This window comes from Citrobacter sp. Cb031 (assembly GCF_030336725.1).
Classification (GTDB): Bacteria; Pseudomonadota; Gammaproteobacteria; order Enterobacterales; family Enterobacteriaceae; genus Citrobacter; species Citrobacter braakii.
Genome location: NZ_JAOWDA010000034.1, coordinates 489385 through 514225, shown reverse-complemented (window position 1 = coordinate 514225; position 24841 = coordinate 489385). Strand labels below are relative to the sequence as shown.

Genomic DNA, 24841 nt, shown 5'->3' with positions numbered 1-24841 from the left:
ATGTTCGCCTCCCTTACGCCTTCTCGATGTTAACTAAAAACGCTTTGTATTCCGGCGTTTGCGAGTTTGCATCACCGACATTCGGCGTCAGGGTGTTGGCGATATAGCCTTTACGCGCGACTCCTTCAAAGCCCCAGTGGATCGGGATCCCAACCGTTTCAACCTGCTGACCGTTGACGTGCAGAGTGCGCAGACGACGGGTAACCACGGCAACTGCGCGAATAAATCCACGCTTGCTGCTGACTTTGACGTGATCGCCGTTGGAGATCCCCTTCGCTGCCGCCAGCGTTTCGCTGATTTCCACAAACTGCTCTGGCTGGGCAATCGCATTCAGCAATGCGTGCTTGGTCCAGGTATGGAAATGTTCGGTCAGACGATAGGTCGTCCCGACGTACGGGAAGTCCTGTTTCGTGCCCATGCGTAACTTATCCGCTTCGTACAGACGCGCTGCCGGGTTGGAGATCACGTTCGGATGCAGCGGGTTCGTACCCAGCGGCGTTTCCATCGGCTCGTAGTGTTCCGGGAACGGACCTTCCGCCATCTTATCGATAGCGAACAGACGACCCAGCCCTTCCGGCTGCATAATAAACGGATTGGTGCCACTGCCCGGTGCTGCGGTGTTGAAGTCCGGGATATCGTTCCCCGTCCACTTCGTGCCGTTCCACTGGATCAGCATGCGTTTTGGATCCCATGGCTTACCTTGCGGGTCCGCCGAAGCGCGGTTATACAACACGCGACGGTTTAACGGCCATGCCCAGGCCCAGCCCAGCGTATTACCGAGACCTGACGGGTCGGCGTTATCGCGATTGGCCATCTGGTTGCCCTGCTCGGTCCAGCTACCGGTATAAATCCAGCAGGACGATGACGTAGAACCATCATCGCGCAGAAGCGCAAAGCTGCTGAGTAACTGGCCTTTCTTCGCAACCAGCACACCGTTGGCATCATAGAGGTCTTCCAGCGCATAGCCGTTGTTCTCTTTTGCCACTTCCTCGGAGTGCGGTTCGTCCGGCTGCTTATAGTTCCAGCTCATTTTCAGCACGGGTTCTACGGCTTTACCGCCTTCAGTGCGATACATGTCGCGCAGACGGTGATAAATACCGGCCAGAATTTCGCCGTCGTTACGGGCTTCACCCGGGGCATCCTGACCTTTCCAGTGCCACTGCAGCCAGCGACCGGAGTTGGCGATGGAGCCGTCCTCTTCCGCAAAGCAGGTGGATGGCAAACGGAAGACTTCGGTCTGAATAGAAGCCGGATCAACGTCGTTTGATTCGCCGTGGTTCTGCCAGAACGTTGAGGTTTCAGTCACCAGCGGATCGATAATCACCAGATACTTCAGTTTGCTCAGGCACTGCACCACTTTGTTTTTGTCCGGGAAGGACGCGACCGGGTTAAAGCCCTGACAGATGTAGCCGGTCACTTTCCCGCTATCCATCATGTTGAAGTATTTGATGACGTCGTAGGACTGATCCCACTTCGGCAACCACTCAAAGCCCCAGTCGTTTTCTTTCTGCGCCGCATTGCCGTAGAAAGATTTCATCAGGCTGACGAAGAATTTCGGGTAGTTGCCCCAGTAGTTCACCTGATCGGCCAACGTCGCTTTTGGCGTGTTAGCGGCCAGATAGGTTTGCAGATCGGCCTGTTTCTCTGACGGCAGCGTCAGGTAGCCTGGCAGACTGGTAGAGAGCAGCCCTAAGTCGGTTAAACCCTGAATGTTGGAGTGACCGCGTAAAGCGTTGACCCCGCCACCTGCCATCCCCATGTTGCCGAGCAGCAACTGGATCATCGCCATGGTACGGATGTTCTGCGCCCCGACGGTATGCTGTGTCCAGCCCAGCGCATACAGGAACGTGGTGGTGCGGTCCGCTGCGCTGGTGGAAGCCAGCACTTCGCAAACTTTCAGGAAGTCTTCTTTTGGCGTACCGCAGATGTTTTCCACCACATCCGGCGTGTAGCGGGAAACGTGCTGTTTTAGCAGATTCCAGACACAGCGAGGATGGCTTAACGTTTCATCGCGTTTCGCGTAGCCGTTTTCATCGAACTGGTAGTTCCAGGACGATTTATCGTATTGGCGTTTTTTCGCGTCGTAACCGCTGAACAGACCGTCTTCAAAAGCAAAATCATCCCGCACCAGCAGGCTGGCGTTGGTGTAATGCTTAACGTATTCAGCGTTGATTTTGTTGTTTTCAATCAGATACAGCAAGACGCCGGACAGGAACGTAATGTCCGTGCCGGAACGAATTGGCGCGTAAATATCCGCTACCGAGGCTGTACGTGTAAAACGGGGGTCAACAACAATTAGCGTGGCATCATTGTTGTTTTTAGCTTCCATCGCCCAGCGGAATCCCACCGGATGTGCTTCAGCGGCGTTACCGCCCATCACCATCACGACGTTGGCGTTTTTAATATCAACCCAGTGGTTGGTCATCGCACCGCGACCAAATGTTGGAGCAAGACTTGCTACCGTTGGTCCGTGTCAGACGCGCGCCTGGTTGTCTACTGCCAGCATGCCGAGTGAGCGCACAAATTTTTGCGTCAGCATGCCGGTTTCATTACTTGCCGCAGATGCGCACAGCATCCCGGTAGAAAGCCAGCGGTTTACCGTTACGCCCTGCTCATTCTTCTCAATAAAGTTGGCGTCGCGGTCAGTTTTCATCAGCTTCGCGATACGGGTGAAAGCCTCATCCCAGCTGATACGCTGCCATTTGTCGGAGCCTGGAGCGCGATATTCCGGGTAACGCAGACGGTTTTCACTGTGCACGTAATCCAGTAATCCTGCGCCCTTAGGGCATAATGCTCCACGGCTCACCGGATGATCCGGATCCCCTTCAATATGGTAAATCGACTCTTTGGCGTTTTTTGCTCCATCTCCCAGGCTATACATTAATAGCCCGCAACCTACGGAACAGTATGTGCAGGTGTTTCGGATCTCTTTGGCGCGCAACAGCTTATAGTTTCGCGCCTGAGCCAGTGCCATTTTGGGTGCAAAACCCAGAGCGGCTACTGTTGTTCCCGCCATACCGCCCGCGCAGATTTTAAAAAATTGTCTGCGGCTGACGTCCATTGCTTTCCTCTTTTTTGCAGGGATTCGTACAGGAAATCTCTCAAATTGCGCCAGCGCGGCATGATTGAAAGATGACATGTACAACTTCGCGACGAAACTATCAGCTATATCCATATTTTTTTTGCGTCAAATCAATAACGAAACGGTTCCGCTACTAAATAGTGCACTTCGCTTAACCTTTGTACCCATAAGGGAGTAGGCAAAAGGGAATTAATTAGTGCGCTACGGTGTAAAGGTGCTATACATTTCAGCTTAATTTTTGCCAGTACCATGGACAGACAATCAGCATGACAAAACAAAAAGCAACGTTAATTGGGCTTATTGCCATCGTGCTCTGGAGCACGATGGTCGGGCTTATTCGTGGGGTAAGCGAAGGACTGGGGCCGGCAGGCGGCGCGGCGATGATTTTTACATTAAGCGGCCTGTTGCTGATATTTACCGTCGGCTTCCCAAATATCAGAAAAATTCCTGTGCGATATTTAATCGCCGGCAGCGTGCTTTTTGTTAGCTATGAAATATGTTTAGCGCTGGCCCTCGGCTATGCCGCCACTCGTCACCAGGCTATTGAAGTGGGTATGGTCAATTATCTCTGGCCAAGTCTGACAATATTATTCGCCATCTTATTTAATGGCCAAAAAACAACCTGGTTGGTGATTCCCGGATTAATCATCGCATTGACCGGGGTTTGTTGGGTGTTGGGGGGCGAAAACGGCCTCAATCCTGGAGAAATTATCAGTAATGTTGCCAGCAGCCCGCTTAGCTATTTCCTCGCCTTTCTCGGTGCTTTTATCTGGGCAACGTATTGCACGGTGACCAATAAATATGCAAAAGGTTTTAACGGCATCACCGTGTTCGTTTTACTAACGGCGGCAAGTTTGTGGGTTTACTATTTTATTACGCCTCAACCGGAAATGGTTTTCAGCACTTCGGTGACGATTAAAATGTTCACTGCAGCATTAACGTTAGGATTTGCCTATGCCACGTGGAATATTGGTATTTTGCATGGCAACGTGACCGTTATGGCCGTCGGGTCTTATTTTACTCCAGTGCTCTCCTCTGCGCTGGCGGCGGTGTTGCTCAGCGCCCCGCTGTCACTATCCTTCTGGCAAGGAGCGCTGATGGTCTGCGCGGGGTCTCTGCTTTGCTGGCTGGCAACGCGCCGTGCCTGAAAAAAGTCGGGTTTTATCACAAACAAATAAAATCCGGCTATACTTTAGACAATTTAATGAATAATAATTGTTCATTCCACTGCGGTTTATGTTTATATTTTTTTAATTAAATGTTAAATATATGGAAATTAATTAACGCCCGAAAGTATTACTCGGTTATCTGTATCTCTTCACATGTATATATTACACCTGCGAAACTAACGCCATTTAAATCATAGCCTGCACAATAGTTCCCCATGTAAATATACCCATTCCGATCTGTCACATATTAAGATTAATACAATCAGCTATATTATGTAGATCTGGATCACACAACTTCAAATATTTCGCAATATTATGAAACTTATTATTGAACTTATACCACTGCGTCATTTAAAAATGGTTTGCCATTGACGAACCCCTTCGTTTAGCAATGGTTTAGGAAACACACCAAGAAATAATTATAAGGATTATTTAGAATGAAACTTAAATTAGTTGCAGTGGCAGTGACTAGCCTGTTGGCGGCAGGTGCGGTAAACGCAGCTGAGGTATATAACAAAGACGCAAACAAACTGGACCTGTACGGTAAAGTTCACGCTCAACACTACTTCTCTAACGATACCAGCAGCGATGGCGACAAAACTTACGCGCGTCTGGGCTTCAAAGGCGAAACTCAGATCAACGACCAACTGGTTGGTTTTGGTCAGTGGGAATATGAATTCAAAGGCAACCGTTCTGAAGATCAGGGTTCCGACAAAGATAAAACCCGTCTGGCATTCGCTGGCCTGAAATTCGCTGAATACGGTTCTTTCGACTACGGTCGTAACTACGGCGTAGCTTACGACATCGGCGCATGGACCGACGTTCTGCCAGAGTTCGGTGGCGATACCTGGACCCAGACTGACGTCTTCATGACTGGTCGTACTACTGGCGTTGCAACCTACCGTAACACCGACTTCTTCGGTCTGGTCGAAGGTCTGAACTTTGCCCTGCAGTACCAGGGTAAAAACGATCGTAGCGCCGACAAAGAAGCTAACGGCGACGGCTTCGGTCTGTCAACTACCTATGAGTACGATGGCTTCGGCGTAGGTGCAGCCTATGCGAAATCTGACCGTACTGACTCCCAGAACAACCACAGCGGTCAGTTCAAAGCTGACGGTAAGAACGCTGAAGTTTGGGCTGCTGGCCTGAAATATGATGCGAACAACATCTACCTGGCAACCACCTACTCCGAAACCCGTAACATGACTACCTTTGGTGGTACTGTTAAAGGTACTGAGATCATCGGTATTGCAAATAAAGCACAGAACTTTGAAGCTGTTGCTCAGTACCAGTTCGACTTCGGTCTGCGTCCGTCCGTTGCTTACCTGAAGTCTAAAGGTAAAGACATCAACGGTTACGGCGACCAGGATCTGGTTGAATACGTAGACCTGGGTGCTACCTACTACTTCAACAAAAACATGTCCACCTTCGTTGATTACAAAATCAACCTGCTGGATGCCAACAACTTCACAAGAGCTGCCGGTGTAAGCACTGACAACATCGTTGCTGTTGGTCTGAACTACCAGTTCTAATTTTGTTGTAGTCTGAATACAAAGCCAGTCCTTCCAGGGCTGGCTTTTTCTCTTAATGTAGACTCGGTCATAAGGAGTATGCCGTGCAGACATTCACTGGTCGTTGTCTTTGCGGGCAGAGTCATTTTACCGTCGACGTCGAAATGCTGGATGTCTATGCCTGTCATTGTACGCTGTGCCAGAAGTGGTCAGGTGGCATCGCTATGTATCTGGAAGCCAGCGCTCAGCCGCTGATGTCGCCGGATTCAGCAGAACCTTCGCACTTCCCATCTTCAAATCGTGGTGAACGTTTCTTCTGTTCCGGATGCGGGTGCCCGCTCTGGTTTACCCTAACGGGCAGCGATCGTTATTTTGTGCCGTGGACGCTGCTGGAACTGAATGAGGTGGATCGCCGCCGCCTGGTTTTAGCGGCAGAGATCTATACGGAAACACAGCCTGCGTTCTGGAGGCTGACGGGGCAATACGCTCGACTGAGTGGAAAAGAAGTCGAAGAGATGGATTACCCCTGTCATTTAGCCCATTAGTTATTGACGCTGTACCTTTGCCAGACTGAACCACATTCCTACCGCTAATACGATAAGCATGCTGCCGGCGCTGCTTAAGGCCACGCTGTGCGACCAGGTAAAGGCTTCTTTAGCAGCCGACAGCAACGCCTCACTCAGCGACGACGGGAGCGAGTGCGCCAGTTGCACCGCCTCACCCATTGACGATGAGGCTCGTTCTATCTCCTGTGGATTAAGTCCGACAGGCGGCAGAATCGAGGCTGAAAAGCTGCGGCTCAACAACAAACCAAAGATAGCGATCCCAAGCCCGGCCCCCAGTTCATAAGCCATTGTCTCAATGGCGCCCGCGGCTGCGGCTTTTTCTGCCGGGGCTGCCGCCATGATAGCCGCCGTTGAGGCCAGCAGCGCACTGGCGGCGCTGAAACCGAGCAAAGCCATTAATATCCAGGCTTGAATCTGCTGAGTACTGAAATCTGTCATCGCCAGGCCGTAAAAACTGACGGCGCTAAGCGCCATACCCGCCGTTGCCACACAACGTAATCCCAGGCGTGACACCAGCATACCGGCAATGGGTCCGCTGAAGCCGCTTGCCAGCATCACCGGCAGCATAAACAATCCCGCCTGATACGGTGTTAAACCATGAACAAACTGTAGCTCCTGAGCCATCAGTAACTCGAAACCCACCAGAGTTATCATGGCGGTCATCGCCATCACAACGCCGCTTAAGATGATGCGATGCGTGAACAGCCGCATATCAATCATCGGGCGGGAAGCAGCAAGCTGGATGCGGACAAACTGCCACAACAGTAACGCGCCGGTTAACAGCGTCAACGTAATGGCAACGGTCGCCGTATGCCCTTTCAGCGCGGTTTTAGCGCTGTAAACCAGCAGCAGAATGGCGACAATCAGCATTATTGCATGACCGAAATTTAACGATTGATCGCGACGTCCGGCCTGGCGCGGCACTAAACGTGCGGTTAAGGCCATCACCACCAGGACAATCGGTACATTAATTAAGAATACGGATCCCCAGTAGAAGTGCTCCAGCAGCATTCCACCAACCAGTGGGCCAAATGCCGCACCGCCGGAACCCACGGCAGCCCAGACACCGAGCGCCATATTGCGATGCCGTTGCTCAGCGAATGTGGCGCGAATACCCGCAAGCGTTGCCGGAACAATCATCGCCGCCCCAATCGCCAATACGGCCCGGGTGGCAATCAGCCAACCCGCGCTGTGGGCAAAGGCAGCGGCCAGCGATGCGAGGCCAAATAATCCGCCCCCTAACAGCAGCAGACGTTTAAAGCCAATACGATCGCCCAGCGCGCCCATTGGCAATACCATTCCGGCCATTACCAGAGAATAAATATCAATGATCCACAGCAGCTCGTTACCACTGGCGCCCAGCGTCATACTCAGCGTGGGCGCGGCAACGTGCAGCACCGTTGCATCAATCGCAACAGGGATGTAGACCAGTACAATAATGACTAACGTTAACCACTGACGAAACATAAAACTCCCTAACGAAACTGAAACTGGACACGTGTCCAGCTTTAGCGATCCTACGGAAATTTGAACGTATGTCCAACTTTTTGTTAGACTGCGTGCTATACGGGTACAGGAGGAAAGATGAGCTATCTGAATCGGGACGAACGTCGGGAAGTTATTCTGCAAGCGGCCATGCGTGTCGCGCTTGAGGAAGGATTTACTGCGATGACGGTGCGGCGTATTGCCACGGAAGCGCAGGTGTCTACCGGGCAGGTACACCATCACTTTACCTCTGCGGGTGAGTTAAAATCCCTCGCTTTTGTGCAACTGATACGGACCCTTCTGGATGCCGAACAGGTCAGTGATAACGCTAGCTTCCGCGAACGACTGCATGCCATGTTGGGCAGTGAAGATGGCGGGTTCGAACCCTACATTAAACTGTGGCGTGAAGCGCAGGTCCTGGCGGATAAAGATCCGGAAATCAAAAGCGCCTACCTGCTAACCATGCGGATGTGGCATGAAGAAACCGCCGCTATCATCACTCAAGGACAGAGTGCAGGTGAATTCTCAGCAATACCGGATGCGGCCGAGGTGGCCTGGCGCTTAATCGCATTGGTTTGCGGCCTGGATGGCATCTATGTCTTAGGCATTGAGGAAATGGCCGACCCTGCATTCGTGCGCCATTTGGATCGTATGATTACGTTAGAGTTAGTTAATTGATGTTATAGATGAATTAATAATACATCTTTTAATTTTACAATTGGTAACACTTAAGCAACATGTAATTCCCTCATCACGCCGCGTTATTGCGCTTTTTTATCTATTCTTTCAGTCAATATTCCCAAAACTTTTCAATAGTTTCTAAAAAGAACTCGCGCGGCGCTGTATGCGTTTATTTCTTTTTCATGAACGGCATGGGCATGGAGAATAATATGTCAGCATCAAATGAGAAAAATAATCGTTATCTTTTAACTGACTGGAAACCGGAGAACCCCGCCTTTTGGGAAAACAAAGGTAAGCATATTGCACGCAGAAACCTCTGGATATCAGTAAGTTGTCTGTTGCTGGCGTTCTGCGTCTGGATGTTGTTTAGCGCCGTGGCCGTCAATCTGAATAAAATTGGTTTTAATTTCACCACTGACCAACTGTTTTTATTAACGGCATTGCCTTCTCTTTCTGGCGCAATATTGCGCGTTCCCTACTCCTTTATGGTACCTATATTTGGTGGGCGCCGGTGGACCATTTTTAGCACGATTATTCTGGTTATTCCCTGCGTCTGGCTCGGTTTTGCCGTGCAAAATAACGCTACTCCGTTTGGCGTATTTATTATCATTGCGCTGATGTGTGGTTTTGCTGGCGCAAACTTTGCCTCCAGCATGGGTAATATCAGCTTTTTCTTCCCCAAAGCTAAACAAGGCAGCGCATTAGGCGTTAACGGTGGTCTCGGCAACCTTGGCGTCAGCGTGATGCAGTTGATCGCGCCGCTAGTGATCTTTCTGCCTATCTTTACCTTTTTGGGCGTACAGGGCGTACCGCAAGCCGACGGCTCGTTATTGTCGCTGGCCAATGCCGCATGGATTTGGGTTCCGTTACTGCTGATAGCCACCTTAGCAGCAGGCATGGGAATGAACGATATTGCCAGTTCGAAGGCCTCAATTGCTTCCCAGTTGCCGGTCCTCAAGCGTTTTCATCTGTGGTTATTAAGCCTGCTGTATCTCGCCACCTTCGGTTCATTTATCGGCTTTTCGGCAGGCTTTGCCATGCTGGCGAAAACTCAGTTCCCGGACGTGAATATCCTGCAACTGGCGTTCTTCGGCCCCTTCATCGGCGCTCTTGCGCGATCGGCAGGCGGCGTGATCTCTGACAAATTCGGCGGTGTGCGCGTCACGTTAATTAACTTCATCTTTATGGCGTTGTTTAGCGCCCTGCTGTTCCTCACCCTGCCTGGGTCAGGCGAAGGAAACTTTGTCGCCTTCTACCTGGTGTTTATGGGCTTGTTCCTGACTGCGGGTCTGGGAAGCGGCTCAACCTTCCAGATGATCGCGGTGATCTTTCGCAAAATCACCATATACCGGGTGAAGCTGCACGGTGGTACTGAAGAACAGGCCCAACGTGAGGCGGTAACCGATACCGCTGCCGCCCTGGGATTCATCTCTGCTATTGGCGCTGTGGGGGGCTTTTTCATCCCCAAAGCGTTTGGTTCATCGCTGGCGCTGACCGGCTCTCCGGTGGGCGCAATGAAAATATTCCTCGTGTTTTACATCGTCTGCGTGCTGGTGACCTGGCTGGTCTATGGCCGTAAATCACAAAAAAAATAACAAAATGGATACCGCAGGATCGGACAGTTCGATAGGCCGGATAAGGCGTTAACCGCCATCCGGCCTACCGTTCGATTCACCGTCGGCAATATTCTCAAAGCAGGAGTTATGTCATGAGTAAACTGTTCGATCGCTTTCGCTACTTTAAACAAAAGGGCGATACGTTTGCCGATGGGCACGGGCAAGTGATGCACACCAACCGGGACTGGGAAGACAGCTATCGTCAGCGCTGGCAGTTCGACAAAATTGTGCGTTCTACCCACGGCGTTAACTGTACCGGCTCATGCAGTTGGAAAATCTACGTCAAAAACGGACTGGTGACCTGGGAAACGCAGCAAACCGACTACCCGCGTACCCGCCCTGACCTGCCAAATCATGAACCCCGTGGCTGCCCGCGCGGTGCCAGCTACTCCTGGTATCTTTACAGCGCCAACCGTCTGAAGTATCCCCTGGTGCGTAAACGTCTGATCGAACTGTGGCGCGACGCCCTGTCCCGCCAGCCCGATCCGGTGCTGGCCTGGGAATCCATTATGAACGACCCGCAAAAATGCCAGAGCTACAAGCAGGTACGCGGGCGCGGTGGTTTTATCCGTTCCAACTGGAAAGAGCTTAATCAGCTCATTGCTGCCGCCAACGTCTGGACGGTGAAAACCTATGGCCCGGATCGCGTGGCCGGGTTCTCCCCGATCCCTGCTATGTCGATGGTCTCCTATGCCGCAGGCACACGTTATCTTTCGCTACTGGGCGGAACCTGCCTGAGCTTCTATGACTGGTACTGCGACTTACCGCCTGCATCACCGATGACCTGGGGCGAACAGACCGATGTTCCAGAATCCGCCGACTGGTATAACTCCAGCTACATCATCGCCTGGGGGTCAAACGTGCCGCAGACCCGTACCCCGGATGCGCACTTTTTTACTGAAGTACGCTACAAAGGCACCAAGACGATTGCCATTACGCCGGATTACTCGGAAGTCGCTAAACTGTGCGACCAGTGGCTGGCACCTAAGCAAGGAACAGACAGCGCGTTGGCGATGGCGATGGGCCACGTCATCCTGAAAGAATTCCACCTCGACAATCCCAGCGATTACTTCATCAATTACTGTCGTCGCTATACCGATATGCCGATGCTGGTTTTGCTGGATGCCCGGGAAGATGGCAGCTACGTGCCAGGGCGCATGATGCGCGCCTCAGACCTTGTCGATGGTCTGGGCGAAAGTAACAATCCGGAGTGGAAAACCGTGGCCTTTAACACTGCTGGCGAACTGGTGGTCCCGAACGGGTCTATCGGTTTTCGCTGGGGCGAGAAAGGTAAATGGAACCTGGAGCCACTGGCGGCTGGCGCTGAAACAGAACTTTCCCTCTCGTTGCTTGGTCAGCATGATGAAGTGACCGGCGTGGCATTCCCCTACTTCGGCGGCAACGAAAACCCACATTTTCGCAGCGTGAAACAGGAACCCGTGCTGATTCGTCAACTGCCGGTAAAACATCTTACCCTCGCCGACGGCAGCCGTTGCCCGGTGGTAAGCGTCTATGATCTGGTGCTGGCGAATTACGGCCTCGACCGTGGTCTGGATGACGCTCATAGCGCGCAAGATTACGGCGAAGTGAAAGCCTACACCCCGGCCTGGGGAGAGCAAATTACCGGTGTCCCTCGTCGTCATATCGAACAAATCGCCCGTGAGTTTGCCGATACGGCGCACAAAACGCATGGCCGTTCGATGATTATCCTCGGGGCTGGCGTCAACCACTGGTATCACATGGATATGAACTACCGTGGAATGATTAACATCCTCGTGTTCTGCGGTTGTGTGGGACAAAGCGGTGGCGGCTGGGCGCACTATGTGGGTCAGGAGAAACTGCGTCCGCAAACCGGTTGGTTGCCGCTGGCCTTTGCGCTGGACTGGAACCGCCCGCCGCGTCAGATGAACAGCACCTCGTTTTTCTACAATCACTCCAGCCAATGGCGTTATGAAAAACTCACCGCTCAGGAACTCCTCTCTCCGCTGGCTGACGCGTCGAAGTTTAGCGGACATTTGATCGACTTTAACGTGCGTGCAGAAAGAATGGGCTGGCTGCCGTCCGCGCCGCAGCTCAACCTCAACCCTCTGACCGTCAAAGCAAAGGCAGAACAAGCGGGAGTGTCGCCTGCGCAATACACTGCACAGGCGCTGAAATCGGGTGAAATTCGTTTTGCCTGCGAGCAGCCGGATAGTGGTAACAACCATCCGCGTAATCTCTTCGTCTGGCGCTCTAACCTGCTCGGCTCCTCCGGTAAAGGGCATGAATACATGCTCAAGTATCTGCTGGGTACCGAAAGCGGGATCCAGGGGGAAGCGCTCGGTTCAAGCGAAGGTATTAAACCTGAAGAGGTGGAATGGCAGTCCGCGGCGATAGAGGGCAAGCTTGATCTGCTGGTAACGCTCGATTTCCGTATGTCGAGTACCTGCCTGTTCTCCGATGTCGTTTTGCCGACCGCCACCTGGTATGAAAAAGACGATATGAACACCTCGGATATGCATCCGTTTATTCACCCGCTGTCGGCGGCGGTCGATCCTGCGTGGGAATCGAAGAGCGACTGGGAAATTTATAAAGGCATCGCCAAAGTCTTCTCTGAGGTTTGCGTCGGGCACCTTGGGCAAGAAACGGATGTGGTATTACAACCGCTGCAACACGACTCCCCGGCAGAGCTGGCGCAGCCGTTTGACATTCAGGACTGGCGTAAAGGCGAATGCGATCTCCTCCCGGGGAAAACGGCGCCCAATATTGCCGTTGTGGAACGTGACTATCCCGCCACCTACGAACGCTTCACTTCGCTCGGTCCGCTAATGGACAAGCTCGGTAACGGCGGGAAAGGTATTACGTGGAATACCCAGGCGGAGGTCGATTTCCTCGGCAAGCTGAACTACACCAAACGCGAAGGCCCGGCGAAAGGCCGACCACTGATAGACACCGCGCTGGATGCGTCTGAGGTGATCCTCGCCCTGGCACCGGAAACGAACGGTCAGGTGGCGGTGAAAGCCTGGGAAGCGCTGGGAGCGATGACCGGACGCGACCATACGCATCTGGCGTTGAACAAAGAAGACGAGAAAATCCGTTTTCGCGATATTCAGGCGCAGCCGCGCAAAATCATCTCCAGCCCCACCTGGTCCGGGCTGGAAAGTGAACATGTCTCCTATAACGCAGGCTATACCAACGTCCACGAGCTGATCCCGTGGCGTACCCTGTCCGGTCGCCAACAGTTGTACCAGGATCACGCGTGGATGCGAGCCTTTGGTGAAAGTCTGGTGGCATATCGTCCACCTATCGATACCCGTAGCGTCAGCAATATGCGCGAAGTTCCACCTAACGGCTTCCCGGAAAAAGCGCTCAACTTCCTGACTCCGCATCAGAAATGGGGGATCCATTCTACCTACAGCGAAAACCTGCTGATGCTGACGCTGTCGCGCGGCGGCCCCATTGTCTGGATCAGTGAAACCGATGCTAAAGAGCTGGGCATTGAGGATAACGACTGGATTGAAGCCTTTAACGCCAACGGCGCGCTCACCGCGCGGGCTGTGGTGAGTCAGCGCGTGCCGCCGGGAATGACCATGATGTATCACGCTCAGGAGCGAATCATGAATATCCCTGGATCGGAAGTCACCGGTATGCGCGGCGGGATCCACAACTCAGTCACCCGCGTCTGCCCGAAACCCACGCACATGATCGGCGGCTATGCGCAACTGGCATACAGCTTCAACTATTACGGCACGGTCGGCTCTAACCGCGATGAGTTCATCATGATTAGAAAAATGAAAAATATTAACTGGCTGGATGATGAAGGTCGCGATCAGGTACAGGAGACGAAAAAATGAAAATACGCTCACAGGTAGGCATGGTTCTTAATCTGGATAAGTGCATCGGCTGCCACACCTGCTCCGTCACCTGTAAAAACGTCTGGACCGGGCGTGAAGGGATGGAATATGCGTGGTTTAACAACGTTGAGACCAAGCCAGGCATTGGCTATCCGAAAAACTGGGAAGATCAGGAAGAGTGGCAAGGCGGCTGGATTCGCGATGTTAACGGGAAGATAAGGCCGCGCCTGGGCGGCAAGATGGGCGTTATCACCAAAATTTTTGCTAACCCAGTGATCCCGCAAATCGATGATTATTACGAACCCTTTACCTACGATTATCAGCATCTGCATAGCGCGCCGGAAAGCAAGAATCAGCCCACCGCACGTCCGCGTTCGCTGATAGATGGCAGACGGATGGACAAGATTATCTGGGGCCCTAACTGGGAAGAGTTGCTCGGCGGTGAGTTCTCAAAACGTGCCCGCGACCGTAACTTTGAGAAAATGCAAAAGGAGATGTACGGGCAATTCGAAAACACCTTCATGATGTATTTACCGCGCTTGTGCGAACACTGCCTGAACCCAAGCTGTGTCGCCACCTGCCCGAGCGGAGCCATCTATAAGCGTGAAGAAGACGGCATCGTGTTGATCGACCAGGATAAATGTCGTGGCTGGCGCTTGTGCATCAGCGGTTGTCCGTACAAAAAAATCTACTTTAACTGGAAGAGCGGTAAATCAGAGAAGTGCATTTTCTGCTACCCGCGTATTGAGTCCGGCCAGCCGACGGTATGTTCGGAAACCTGCGTGGGACGCATCCGCTATCTTGGCGTATTGCTGTATGACGCCGACCGCATCGAAGAAGCAGCCAGCACCGAGCATGAGACCGATCTCTACGAGCGTCAGTGCGATGTGTTCCTCAATCCACACGACCCGGTGGTCATTGAAGAGGCGTTAAAACAAGGTATTCCGCACAACGTCATCGAAGCGGCCCAACGTTCGCCCGTTTACAAGATGGCGATGGACTGGAAGCTGGCGCTGCCGCTGCACCCGGAATACCGCACCCTGCCGATGGTCTGGTATGTACCGCCGTTGTCGCCGATTCAGTCGGTCGCTGACGCGGGGGGACTGCCGCACAATGGCAACATTCTGCCAGCGGTTGAATCACTGCGAATTCCGGTTCAGTACCTTGCCAACATGCTTAGCGCGGGCGATACCGGTCCGGTACTGCGGGCGCTAAAACGAATGATGGCCATGCGCCATTATATGCGTTCGCAAACCGTAGAAGGCGTTACGGACACCCGCGCGATTGAGGAAGTGGGTCTGACAGTTGAGCAGGTTGAAGAGATGTATCGCTATCTGGCCATCGCCAACTATGAAGACCGCTTCGTGATCCCGACCAGCCACCGTGAAATGGCGCGTGATGCGTTCCCGGAGAAAAACGGTTGCGGATTTACCTTTGGCGACGGCTGCCATGGTTCAGATACCAAATTCAACCTGTTTAACAGCAGTCGTATTGATGCCATCGACATCACCGAAGTGCGCGATAACGCGGAGGGTGAATAATGCAAATCCTGAAGGTTATCGGCCTGCTGATGGAATATCCCGACGAGTTGCTGTGGGAGTGTAAAGACGAGGCGCTGGCGCTTGTGGCCAGCGATGCCCCAATGCTTACCGAATTTAGCCAGGGGCTGCTCAATGCGCCATTACTGGATAAACAAGCCGAATGGTGTGAGATATTTGACCGGGGCCGGGCCACCTCTCTGCTGCTGTTTGAGCACGTGCACGCCGAGTCTCGCGATCGGGGCCAGGCGATGGTTGATCTGTTGGCGCAGTACGAAAAGGTCGGACTGCAGCTCGACTGCCGCGAACTGCCGGATCATCTGCCGCTGTATCTTGAGTACTTAAGCGTGTTGCCGGAAGCGGAGGCCAAAGAAGGATTGCAGAACGTCGCACCAATTCTGGCGCTGCTGGGGGGGCGTTTGAAACAGCGTGATACGCCGTGGTATCAACTGTTTGACGCCCTGCTACTGCTTGCCGGAAGCCCTCTTTCAAGTGACAGTGTCACTAAACAGGTTGGCACGGAAACCCGCGACGATACCCGACAGGCGCTGGATGCCGTCTGGGAAGAGGAACAGGTGAAGTTTATCGAGGATAACGCCACCGCCTGTGACAGTTCACCGTTACAAAACTATCAACGACGCTTTAGCCAGGACGTGGCACCTCAGTATGTCGACGTCAGCGCGGGAGGCCCGAAATGATACAGTACCTGAACGTCTTTTTTTACGATATCTACCCGTACCTGTGCGGCACGGTGTTTATCCTCGGCAGTTGGCTACGCTATGACTACGGGCAATACACCTGGCGAGCCTCTTCCAGCCAGATGCTGGACAAACGCGGCATGGTGTTATGGTCAAACCTGTTCCACATCGGCATTCTGGGGATCTTTTTCGGGCACTTGTTTGGCATGTTAACCCCGCACTGGATGTATGCCTGGTTCCTGCCGATTGCGGTGAAGCAGCAGATGGCGATGATCGCCGGTGGGCTCTGTGGCGTGCTGACGCTGGTCGGTGGCGCTGGCTTGCTGGTACGTCGTTTGACCAATCCGCGCATTCGTGCAACCTCCTCCACTGCCGATATCCTGATCCTCTGCGTTCTGCTGATTCAGTGTATCCTCGGCTTAACCACCATCCCATTCTCTGCGCAGCATCCTGACGGCAGTGAAATGCTGAAACTGGTAGGTTGGGCGCAGTCGGTAGTGACTTTCCAGGGCGGCGCGTCTGCGCATCTGGATGGCGTGGCGTTGATTTTCCGTGTGCATCTGGTTCTGGGGATGACTATCTTCCTGCTGTTCCCGTTCACGCGCCTGGTTCACGTGTGGAGCGCGCCGTTTGAGTACTTTACCCGCCGCTATCAAATAGTGCGTTCACGCCGATAAATCCGCATTGAAATGTCGGGTGACGACACGCCTTATCCGACCTACAACCAGGTACCGTAGGCCGGATAAGATAGCGATCATCGCCATCCGGCATTTTGCACGTTATGATGCTTCTCCATTCCAGGGAGAACGTTAATGAAACCACAGGTTTACCACGTCGATGCCTTTACCTCGGTACCCTTTCGCGGCAATTCAGCAGGCGTGGTTTTGCATGCTGACGGACTGAGCGAAGCGCAGATGCAACTCATTGCTCGCGAGCTGCGTCATTCGGAAACCGCTTTCCTGCTGACCAGCGACGACAGCGATGTTCGCATCCGCTATTTCACGCCGACGGTAGAAGTTCCTATCTGTGGGCATGCTACCGTCGCTGCACATTATGTGCGGGCAAACGTGCTTGGCTTGGGCAACAGTACAGTCTGGCAAACTTCGCTGGCTGGTCGTCATCGGGTGGATATCGAAGCTACCGGGAATGACTATCGTATTAGCCTTGAACAAGGCGTACCCGGATTTGAACCTCCGCTGGAAGGGGCTATTCGTGGTGCGATTATCGATGCCCTACACCTGAGCGAAGACGATATGCTGGCAGGCTTGCCGATTCAGGTTGCTACCACCGGGCATTCGAAAGTGATGATTCCGCTTAAGCCCGAGGTGGACCTCGACGCCCTTTCCCCTGATTTGCAGGCTCTGACAGCCATCAGCCAACAAATTGGCTGTAACGGCTTCTTTCCTTTTCAAATCCGCCCGGGCGAAAACGCCACCGATGGCCGCATGTTTTCGCCTGCGATTGGGATTGTGGAAGACCCGGTTACCGGCAATGCCAACGGTCCAATGGGCGCGTGGTTGGTTCACCATGGGCAGATGGCGCATGATGGGAAAACGTTACGTGTTCAGGGACATCAGGGCCGTGCGCTCGGGCGCGACGGTATTGTTGATGTGACGGTGACTATCCGTGATAACCAGCCAGAAAAAGTCACCATTACCGGTTCGGCGGTGATCCTGTTTCACGCAGAATGGGCGATAGATTTTTAATTGTTCCCGTAGGCCGGGTAAGGCCTACAACGTTCAAAATCATTGACTATAAAAATTTTATATGAATCTAAAAATAACAAATTCGTGATATCAAAATAATTTACAAAGTTGAACAGAGATAATGTCATGTACATTTATGAATCAGCTAAAAAATACTGGACGAACAAGCTAAACGGTATCCTGATAGTGATTTCCCTAATAAAAATTATGAAAAACAACTCAAAATCTATAATGCTAAGATCAAAGTTGATAAACTCAAAAGCGCTTTAAAGCCAACAATAGGGCTAAGTTCTTCTTATTGGTCTGAGCCTGTTAATATTTTTGCGAAAAAATATTTGGAATCTATTTTTTCGATGCGCGATATAACAAGAACATTTAAAATATTAGCCGGGATGTTTCATTTTACAGAAAATGAAAAGGATATAGTAAATCAACACGCTAATAATAATATCGGTAAAAAACACTACGACAGATACGACTATATTATTGAAAAAAGAGAGGTAACGTTGAAATGGGAAAAAGCGTTACATATTCTACTATCAAAAAATGGGCTAAATGAGATAAATTTGATTATAGAAAAGGTGAAAGCATTATAATTAATTCATTTGTTAAATGAGTTATGCATTTATTATTTTTAGCCTGAATTATCTAGGATTGTATTCAGGCTTTTTTACATATTATGTGATCAGAAACACAAAATTTACTGTGAAAATCGGTTGTTATTATATTTTTAGCAGATGAGTAAGATTCAAAAATGTATTTCTATCAAAGTAATAAAAAAATCTGTCAGTATATTTATGAACATGAATTATGGGTTTTAGGTCGTGTTATTGAAATATATGATCAGGTTACCCATCAGAATGAGGAAATGTTAGAGCCTTTATGGAGAAAATTCGATAGCGACATAGAAGGTATTTCTTTATTTTGTTCAAAAATGGAAGCAGCGTTCTATTCAACTTATTTAGAAAAAAGATTTAATGAAAAATGGGCAGTATATCCTCTGGATGATTTCAACATTAAAGAAATGATAATACATAATTATTCAGCCAAGAAAACTTACGAATATAATTTATTATTGAGTGCAGGTTTATGGGCCGATAAAGATAATAAAATTATCACATGCAATTATCATTTAGTTCAAGCCATGATCCCCGTCACGTATAAGCCTGGTGTTATAACAAAAGACAGCGAACATCCAATATTAAAAATACCAGAAAACGTAGCGGTAAAATTTAACAAAATGTGGAAAAGAAGATACCCTGACTTCATTAGCCATACCAAATCACAGTGCAATTATCACAGTGACTATTTAAAAGAACAAAGTTTAATAGCATTCAACAATATTCAATTTAAAGAGATTGATGAAATATCTGATTGTGTTTACTTAGCGACATACGACAATGACTGGATTTTTTGTAATCCAGATGATTTAAATTTAATAAGGTAAGGATATTATGGGCATTGCATATTTTTTAAGAGTTGGCGATAAAACAACGTGCGGCGGGAGCATCATAACGGGTGCATTTGATCATATAATTCATGGACAGTTTACTGCTCGTAATGGTGATAAATATATATGTGGTAAAGATAAGAATATTTATTCTATAGCCGGGGGACAGCCTGATTATTATATACAGGGTGTACAGGCTGCCGGAACAGCACATAGCACCGGTACATGTCCGTGTAAGTGCAAATTTATTAATTCAATTTATAATGTAACGTATGGCTATGAAAGTGAGAGTAAAAGTAAAGTCCATTCCGCCAGGCCAGCAACAAACAAAATGGTATCTGGAACTCTACAGCACGCACCGAAACCGCTTACAATAGCTCCAGAGCCATCTGGCCCGGTTGAAGAAGAAAAACCGCCCCGTGAACCTGTAGATGCGGGATTTTGCGTATTACCTTACGGGTCCACACCATCATCATATGAACCGTTTTTTTTCATTAATCCTCCCGATGGTACACGTGAGCTATACCATAAACTGAATCCTGATATGAAAAAACAACCTGGTTCGATTTTGATTGTTGTTGATCCTGAAAAACAAGATCAGGAACAAATTCAGACATTGCAAAAAGCGCGTGACAGAATAGATAAAGCTCTTGCACCGCTTTCTTTAGAGGAAGCAAAATTACTGCATGACAACAGAGGGGCCGTGGATGCATTTTCATATCAACTCTTTGGCAATTATTTAGGAAATGCTGGGGACGGCTTTGGCTATATTAGTGAGGCAGGTAAAGGTTATTATGAAGAAATAAATAAAATATTAATTGAAATTCAGGAGTTATACAAAAACACATATACCCATAATAAAGGTATTATATCGGGAGAGGAATTTTTCGGTCAACGTGCAAGACTATTTGGAAAACTAAATTCTCTATTAAACAAATATTCTAAAACCCATCTTAACTTAGAAGAATATAATAACATAAAAAAAGCTTTAGGTTTATCAACAGGATCAATTATGCACAAATGGGATAAAACCGGAGTGGATAATATTGAGGGCTATGCTACATATATTGAAAATTCAGCTAAATTAGTTAAACTGATGAAAACCGTTGGTTTTGTTGGGATAGCTTTAGATTTTTCCGGATATACATCAAATATTTATGATGCCTGTGCAAAAGGCCGTGAAAGTGCTTGCAAAAAAGTGGCGATAACAGAGTATAGTAAATTTGGATTTAAACAGGTAAGTGGTATGGTGATCGGAGCCGCTGCCGGACGTGCCGCGACTTCGCTTTGTACGTGGGTATTAGGACTTTCCACTATAGAAGCTGGCGGTGTCGGTGCTACTCTGTGTTTTGTTACAGGAGTTGGTGTTACTATTGCATCAGGTAAAATTGCAGAAAAATACGGCGAAGACGTTGGTGAAAAATTAGGTAATTATGCAGGAGATCATATTATATATGAAAACTCTTTTTATTCAAAATGAGGAGCTTATAAAAGTTATCATAAGCTTTGTTCTTGCATTTAATATGTTATTAATAATAGTATTTTACTTTTACAATAAGATAGCATATAAAAAAATAGTTGAAATCTATGAAAAGGAAATCGGAGCGTTGCCTGTTACAGCAATAATATGCAAAAACGCGAGTCTATTTTCCACACCTGGATTATATCTCACTAAAGTTGCGTTTATTATGGAAACTTTAATCTTCAAATATAATAAAATCTCAAATTATGATATGAGCATAGATGGTTATAATTTAATAAGAAGTTTACCTTGCAAATTGACACTAGGATTTAAAATTGAAGCATTGCTGTGGATATTATGCATTCCTGTATGGATAAGTGTGTTTATTGTCTTTTGAATAAAGGGACTCCGTTGGAGTCCCTTTATTATTTTTATTTCAATGCACCATATATCTGATCAACAATCCAACCATATGTTGCAGCAGGTAATAACCCACTCACAAATACATTTGGATTCACTTTAGGATCTGCAACTGGCGAGTGTGGCCTGTTACCTAAAATCACAATAGCCATATGGTTAACCGGATCGATTGACGTCAGCGTTCCGGTCCATCCAGTATGACCGTATGTTTCTGAACTGGGTTAGAGAACAATCCAGCGTGGCCCGATATGAAAAAACGAGTAAAGCAGCAGCTATATCAAGTTTCATGTTATACCCTCAATACAGGTCTACGTTTTTGCAGTCAAACAATGCAGTGATGATAAACCCGCAAACGTAAGAGATCAGAACACCACCACCATAAACGGCAATCGCCGGAAGAATCCCGTTGTTAGATGTCATGAGCGGTAACGCAACAAGCCCTGACGGGCCAAAGGCACTGTTAAGGCGATTACGCCGATCCGGCACTAATCCCGATGCCCCTATTTCCCCGCGTCCGGATGCGTATCAAACGCCGCCATTACCGTCGCCAGCTCATCCTGGGTAAACCCATGCTTCACGTCCTCCACGCCCAGGCCAAACCGCTCCTGCAACAAGGCATACAGGCTGGCGACGTCAGGTAGATTAATCTGTTCTACCGCGTGTCCATCCTGATAATGGGTGAAATGAAAATTGGTTAACGTTAATTTCCCGCCGTCGGGCAGATGACGACACATCAGCAAATGATGGCGAAAATGTGATTGCGGCCAGTGAGCGGACCAGAAGTTGCCTATCAGATAATCGCTCTGATGCTGGACGACCAGGTCGAAACGGTACATTGATTGCCAGTGTTCGTGATGACAGAACTGTAGGATCCAGTCTTCACCTTCCTGAATCAGCCGATACTCGCCGTGTGGTGTCTTCTGCTCAATGTTCGCCTGCAGACGAATCGGCGCCGTCAGCGTCTGCCCGCCGAAGCCAACGTCGGCGATCCACTGCTCTCCCTGCAACTCAACCAGCAACAGACGATGCGTGCGTGGTGGCAGGCTTGACGGGTTCGCCAGTACCACACGTCCGAGCAGACTGCGTACGGTAAAACCGATTTCGCGTAGCGCTCGCTCAAATACTCCGTTCTGTTCAAAACAATAGCCGCCGCGACGCGCCGTCACCAGCTTCTCTTCCAAAGACAAATCATCAAGCTGCATCTCTCTTGGAAGCAATACATCCAGGTTTTCAAAAGGTATGGCGGCGTTGTGCAGTAAATGCAGCGCCCGTAAGGTTTCAATGTTGACCCTGGCCAAATCTGACCAGCCAATACGGGCAAAATAAGCGGTTAAAAAAGGCGTCATACGGAGTTCCTGTTCGATTAATGCAGTACTTATAGCGCATTTTTAATTTTGCGCCGTCGATTTTGTGCGTTGTTCCTCCAGACGAGGCGACAAAATCGCTAATACCGTTAATATCTATGTTTATTGTGGTGTGTTATCTCTCAGCCAAGGAGCATCCATGAGCCATTTTCGTCCGATCGAATTAAAACATGCCAGTCGGTTGCTAAATCACGGCCCAACGATATTAATCACCAGCCGGGATGAGCATACCGAGCGGCGAAATGTGATGGCTGCCGCGTGGTCAATGCCCGTGGAGTTTGAACCACCGCGGATCGCGATTGTTGTCGACAAGACCGCCTGGTCACGTGAGCTCATTGAACGTAGCGGCAAATTCGGCATCGTTATTCCGGGCGTTGCCGCCGCCAACTGGACCTGGGCCGTAGGCAGCGTTTCCGGTCGTGTGGAAGATAAATTCAACTGCTACGGCATTCCCGTGGTGCAGGGACCGGTACTGGGTTTACCGCTGATTGAAGCAAAATGTCTGGCCTGGATGGAGTGTCGCCTGTTGCCTGCCACTGCGGCACAGGAAAAATATGACACGCTGTTTGGTGAAGTGGTCTCGGCTGCCGCTGATGAGCGAGCCTTCGTGGAAGGACGCTGGCAGTTTGATGATGGCAAGCTCAATACCCTGCATCACCTTGGGGCCGGAACGTTTGTCTCCAGCGGAAAACTCATAACAGCAGCTGAATAATGGCACGACAAAACGGGCGGAAAATCCGCCCGTTTTTTCTTACATGCTGTAGCCGGGTTTTTTAATCAACCTGGCCATCTGCGGCGCAATCTCCGCATCCCACACGCCCTGCCACGCCTCGGGCTCAATTTCATTAAGCGCCACACTCACTGAACTGTCTTTGCTTTGCAAATGACGAATAATGACGTCGGTAATATCCGCCGCCAGCGCGGATTTTTGTTCGTCGTTAAGATCGCGAGGAAAACATTTGATATCGACGTGCGGCATAGCAGATTCCTTATTGTTTTGGGATGCAGGTAACTTATGCGGATTCTCGTTCTACCAGGTGAAATCCAACATCAATAATATCGTCTTCACGCGGAATTTGTTCGATACGATCGGCAAGCAGAGAGGCGGCGCGTTGTCCAATAGCCCGTCTGTCGACGCTGACGGTGGTGATGGCTGGTCGGTTACTGGCGGCAAAGTCGAGATCGCCAAAACCGATTACCGCTAATTCCTGCGGCACGCGTAGACCACGGCTTTCGGCTTCCATGATCGCCCCTTGGGCTAACGTATCTGAGCTACAGACGATGACATCAAACGCGCGTTCAGCCAATAGCTGTGCCAACCCGCTACGCCCCAATGCCAGAGAGGCAGGAAGCGGGACATCCACCTGTGCACCAGCCGCAATACCATGACGGCTCAGCGCATCGCACAGTCCTTGTTTACGCTGGCCAGCCCGGCGATCGGCGGTCCATAGCAAACCAGGACGGCGATACCCTTTTTCCAGCAAATAGTCTGCTACCGCCTGCCCGACTTTTTCATGCGAAAACCCCACCAGCATATCGATGGGCGTTGGCGTTAAATCCCATATTTCCACGACCGGGATGGCCGCATTAAGAATCACCTTTTTCAGCTCGGCGGTATGATGGATACCGGTGAGCACTACACCATCCGGGCGACGAGAAAGCAGCGTCGCCACCAGCTCAGCCTCTGTTTGCGGCGTATAACCCGACACGCAGAGCAAGATGTGGTATCCGCGTTCAGCCAGTTCATCGCTTAATGACTGGATGGTATCGACAAACATATTGTTGTTAATTTGTGGGACAACCACAGCAATAAGCTTACTGCGACGCGACGCCAGCCCCCCGGCCAGCGCGTTGGGAATATAGCCAGTGGCGCGTACCGCCTGCATCACTTTCTCTACTGTTCTCGGGCGCACCAGTTGCGGGGTATTCAACGCCCTGCTCACCGTCATGGGCGACAATCCCGCGGTACGGGCAACATCTTCCAGCGTGGGTGCGCGCGGAGGTCTGGGATTTTTCACTGTCGATGCCCTTGTCAAAAATCGCTGATTTATCCTGGCATTATTCATCATGATTTCGGCTATTGCCAGCGCCCCTCTACGATAACGCTGAGAAAACAGCAGCTTAGTTAATTAGCACCATCTGAAATGATAGCGCCATCATAATGACTTGTGCATTTACCCATAAAGTATTGGAATGTGATGCTGTTTACAAGTTACTGCCCTTTCGTCTCAGTATTTGTGAGCGATTGTTCAAAACGCAT

General features: G+C 50.1%; 20 protein-coding genes and 2 pseudogenes. 15 read left to right on the top strand and 7 right to left on the bottom strand.

All coding sequences use genetic code 11. The features are described 5' to 3' along the window. Positions 1 to 13: 13 nt before the first annotated feature. The gene (fdnG, locus tag OGV93_RS18885) at positions 14 to 3061 is read right to left on the bottom strand and encodes a formate dehydrogenase-N subunit alpha (protein ID WP_094169740.1); all 3048 of its coding nucleotides are present in this window, start codon (positions 3059 to 3061) and stop codon (positions 14 to 16) included. Positions 3062 to 3348: 287 nt separating this feature from the next. On the opposite strand from fdnG, the gene yddG reads away from it, so the two are divergent. The 3 genes from yddG to OGV93_RS18870 all read left to right on the top strand — a co-directional run bounded on the left by yddG (position 3349) and on the right by OGV93_RS18870 (position 6307). Continuing rightward, complete coding sequence (gene yddG / locus OGV93_RS18880; protein ID WP_287109973.1) at positions 3349 to 4230, top strand: aromatic amino acid efflux DMT transporter YddG; 882 nt, start codon at positions 3349 to 3351, stop codon at positions 4228 to 4230. A gap of 458 nt (positions 4231 to 4688) precedes the next feature. Beyond that, the gene (ompD, locus tag OGV93_RS18875; RefSeq protein WP_019076795.1) at positions 4689 to 5783 is read left to right on the top strand and encodes a porin OmpD; all 1095 of its coding nucleotides are present in this window, start codon (positions 4689 to 4691) and stop codon (positions 5781 to 5783) included. An 83-nt stretch (positions 5784 to 5866) separates the two neighbouring features. Next, positions 5867 to 6307: a GFA family protein gene (locus OGV93_RS18870; protein ID WP_016153111.1), complete on the top strand. Its 441-nt coding sequence runs from the start codon at positions 5867 to 5869 to the stop codon at positions 6305 to 6307. Here the strand turns inward: OGV93_RS18870 and OGV93_RS18865 are convergent, their stop codons facing one another. Continuing rightward, entirely contained in the window at positions 6308 to 7795 is a 1488-nt protein-coding gene (locus OGV93_RS18865) for an MFS transporter (protein WP_053389783.1), read from the bottom strand. Between the two features lie 117 nt (positions 7796 to 7912). Between OGV93_RS18865 and OGV93_RS18860 the strand changes: the two genes are divergently transcribed. The 11 genes from OGV93_RS18860 to OGV93_RS18810 all read left to right on the top strand — a co-directional run bounded on the left by OGV93_RS18860 (position 7913) and on the right by OGV93_RS18810 (position 21194). Then, positions 7913 to 8491: a TetR family transcriptional regulator gene (locus OGV93_RS18860; protein ID WP_047358147.1), complete on the top strand. Its 579-nt coding sequence runs from the start codon at positions 7913 to 7915 to the stop codon at positions 8489 to 8491. Between the two features lie 212 nt (positions 8492 to 8703). Beyond that, positions 8704 to 10089: a NarK family nitrate/nitrite MFS transporter gene (locus OGV93_RS18855; protein ID WP_047358146.1), complete on the top strand. Its 1386-nt coding sequence runs from the start codon at positions 8704 to 8706 to the stop codon at positions 10087 to 10089. A gap of 113 nt (positions 10090 to 10202) precedes the next feature. After that, entirely contained in the window at positions 10203 to 13943 is a 3741-nt protein-coding gene (locus OGV93_RS18850) for a nitrate reductase subunit alpha (RefSeq protein WP_287109970.1), read from the top strand. Continuing rightward, entirely contained in the window at positions 13940 to 15484 is a 1545-nt protein-coding gene (gene narH, locus OGV93_RS18845) for a nitrate reductase subunit beta (RefSeq protein WP_287109968.1), read from the top strand. The genes OGV93_RS18850 and narH overlap by 4 nt, the downstream gene beginning before the upstream one ends. Further along, entirely contained in the window at positions 15484 to 16179 is a 696-nt protein-coding gene (gene narW, locus OGV93_RS18840; RefSeq protein ID WP_016153117.1) for a nitrate reductase molybdenum cofactor assembly chaperone, read from the top strand. Before narH ends, narW begins: the two co-directional genes overlap by 1 nt. Further along, a complete protein-coding gene (gene narI / locus OGV93_RS18835; RefSeq protein ID WP_003833047.1) occupies positions 16176 to 16856 on the top strand; it encodes a respiratory nitrate reductase subunit gamma in 681 nt (226 codons plus the stop codon). Before narW ends, narI begins: the two co-directional genes overlap by 4 nt. A 135-nt stretch (positions 16857 to 16991) precedes the next feature. Next, a complete protein-coding gene (locus OGV93_RS18830; RefSeq protein ID WP_200047867.1) occupies positions 16992 to 17885 on the top strand; it encodes a PhzF family isomerase in 894 nt (297 codons plus the stop codon). 353 nt (positions 17886 to 18238) lie between these two features. Continuing rightward, positions 18239 to 18481, top strand: a complete 243-nt coding sequence (locus tag OGV93_RS18825) for a site-specific integrase (protein WP_287109966.1) — start codon at positions 18239 to 18241, stop codon at positions 18479 to 18481. A 158-nt stretch (positions 18482 to 18639) separates the two neighbouring features. Next, on the top strand, positions 18640 to 19332 hold the full coding sequence (locus tag OGV93_RS18820; RefSeq protein WP_287109965.1) for a hypothetical protein: 693 nt from the start codon (positions 18640 to 18642) through the stop codon (positions 19330 to 19332). 7 nt (positions 19333 to 19339) lie between these two features. Next, positions 19340 to 20815 carry a PAAR domain-containing protein gene (locus OGV93_RS18815; protein ID WP_101700652.1) on the top strand — a complete coding sequence of 492 codons (1476 nt, stop codon included), beginning with the start codon at positions 19340 to 19342 and terminating at the stop codon, positions 20813 to 20815. Beyond that, positions 20790 to 21194 (top strand): hypothetical protein, encoded by a 405-nt coding sequence (locus OGV93_RS18810; RefSeq protein WP_287109962.1) that lies wholly within the window; start codon positions 20790 to 20792, stop codon positions 21192 to 21194. The genes OGV93_RS18815 and OGV93_RS18810 overlap by 26 nt, the downstream gene beginning before the upstream one ends. A gap of 34 nt (positions 21195 to 21228) precedes the next feature. Here the strand turns inward: OGV93_RS18810 and OGV93_RS18805 are convergent. The 3 genes and pseudogenes from OGV93_RS18805 to nhoA form a co-directional block, all read right to left on the bottom strand. Then, positions 21229 to 21435, bottom strand: a pseudogene (locus tag OGV93_RS18805) (penicillin binding protein PBP4B); the annotation flags it as partial. 79 nt (positions 21436 to 21514) lie between these two features. Further along, positions 21515 to 21682 (bottom strand): annotated as a pseudogene (murP, locus tag OGV93_RS18800) (PTS N-acetylmuramic acid transporter subunit IIBC); the annotation flags it as partial. A gap of 35 nt (positions 21683 to 21717) precedes the next feature. Beyond that, complete coding sequence (nhoA, locus tag OGV93_RS18795; protein WP_142417801.1) at positions 21718 to 22563, bottom strand: N-hydroxyarylamine O-acetyltransferase; 846 nt, start codon at positions 22561 to 22563, stop codon at positions 21718 to 21720. 157 nt (positions 22564 to 22720) lie between these two features. On the opposite strand from nhoA, the gene OGV93_RS18790 reads away from it, so the two are divergent. Beyond that, the gene (locus OGV93_RS18790) at positions 22721 to 23293 is read left to right on the top strand and encodes a flavin reductase family protein (RefSeq protein ID WP_016156553.1); all 573 of its coding nucleotides are present in this window, start codon (positions 22721 to 22723) and stop codon (positions 23291 to 23293) included. 39 nt (positions 23294 to 23332) lie between these two features. Here OGV93_RS18790 and pptA read toward each other — a convergent pair whose 3' ends face one another. Both pptA and OGV93_RS18780 read right to left on the bottom strand, forming a co-directional pair. Beyond that, the gene (gene pptA, locus OGV93_RS18785; protein ID WP_016156554.1) at positions 23333 to 23560 is read right to left on the bottom strand and encodes a tautomerase PptA; all 228 of its coding nucleotides are present in this window, start codon (positions 23558 to 23560) and stop codon (positions 23333 to 23335) included. A gap of 34 nt (positions 23561 to 23594) precedes the next feature. Next, positions 23595 to 24647, bottom strand: a complete 1053-nt coding sequence (locus OGV93_RS18780; protein ID WP_233628821.1) for a LacI family DNA-binding transcriptional regulator — start codon at positions 24645 to 24647, stop codon at positions 23595 to 23597. Between the last annotated feature and the right edge of the window lie 194 nt (positions 24648 to 24841).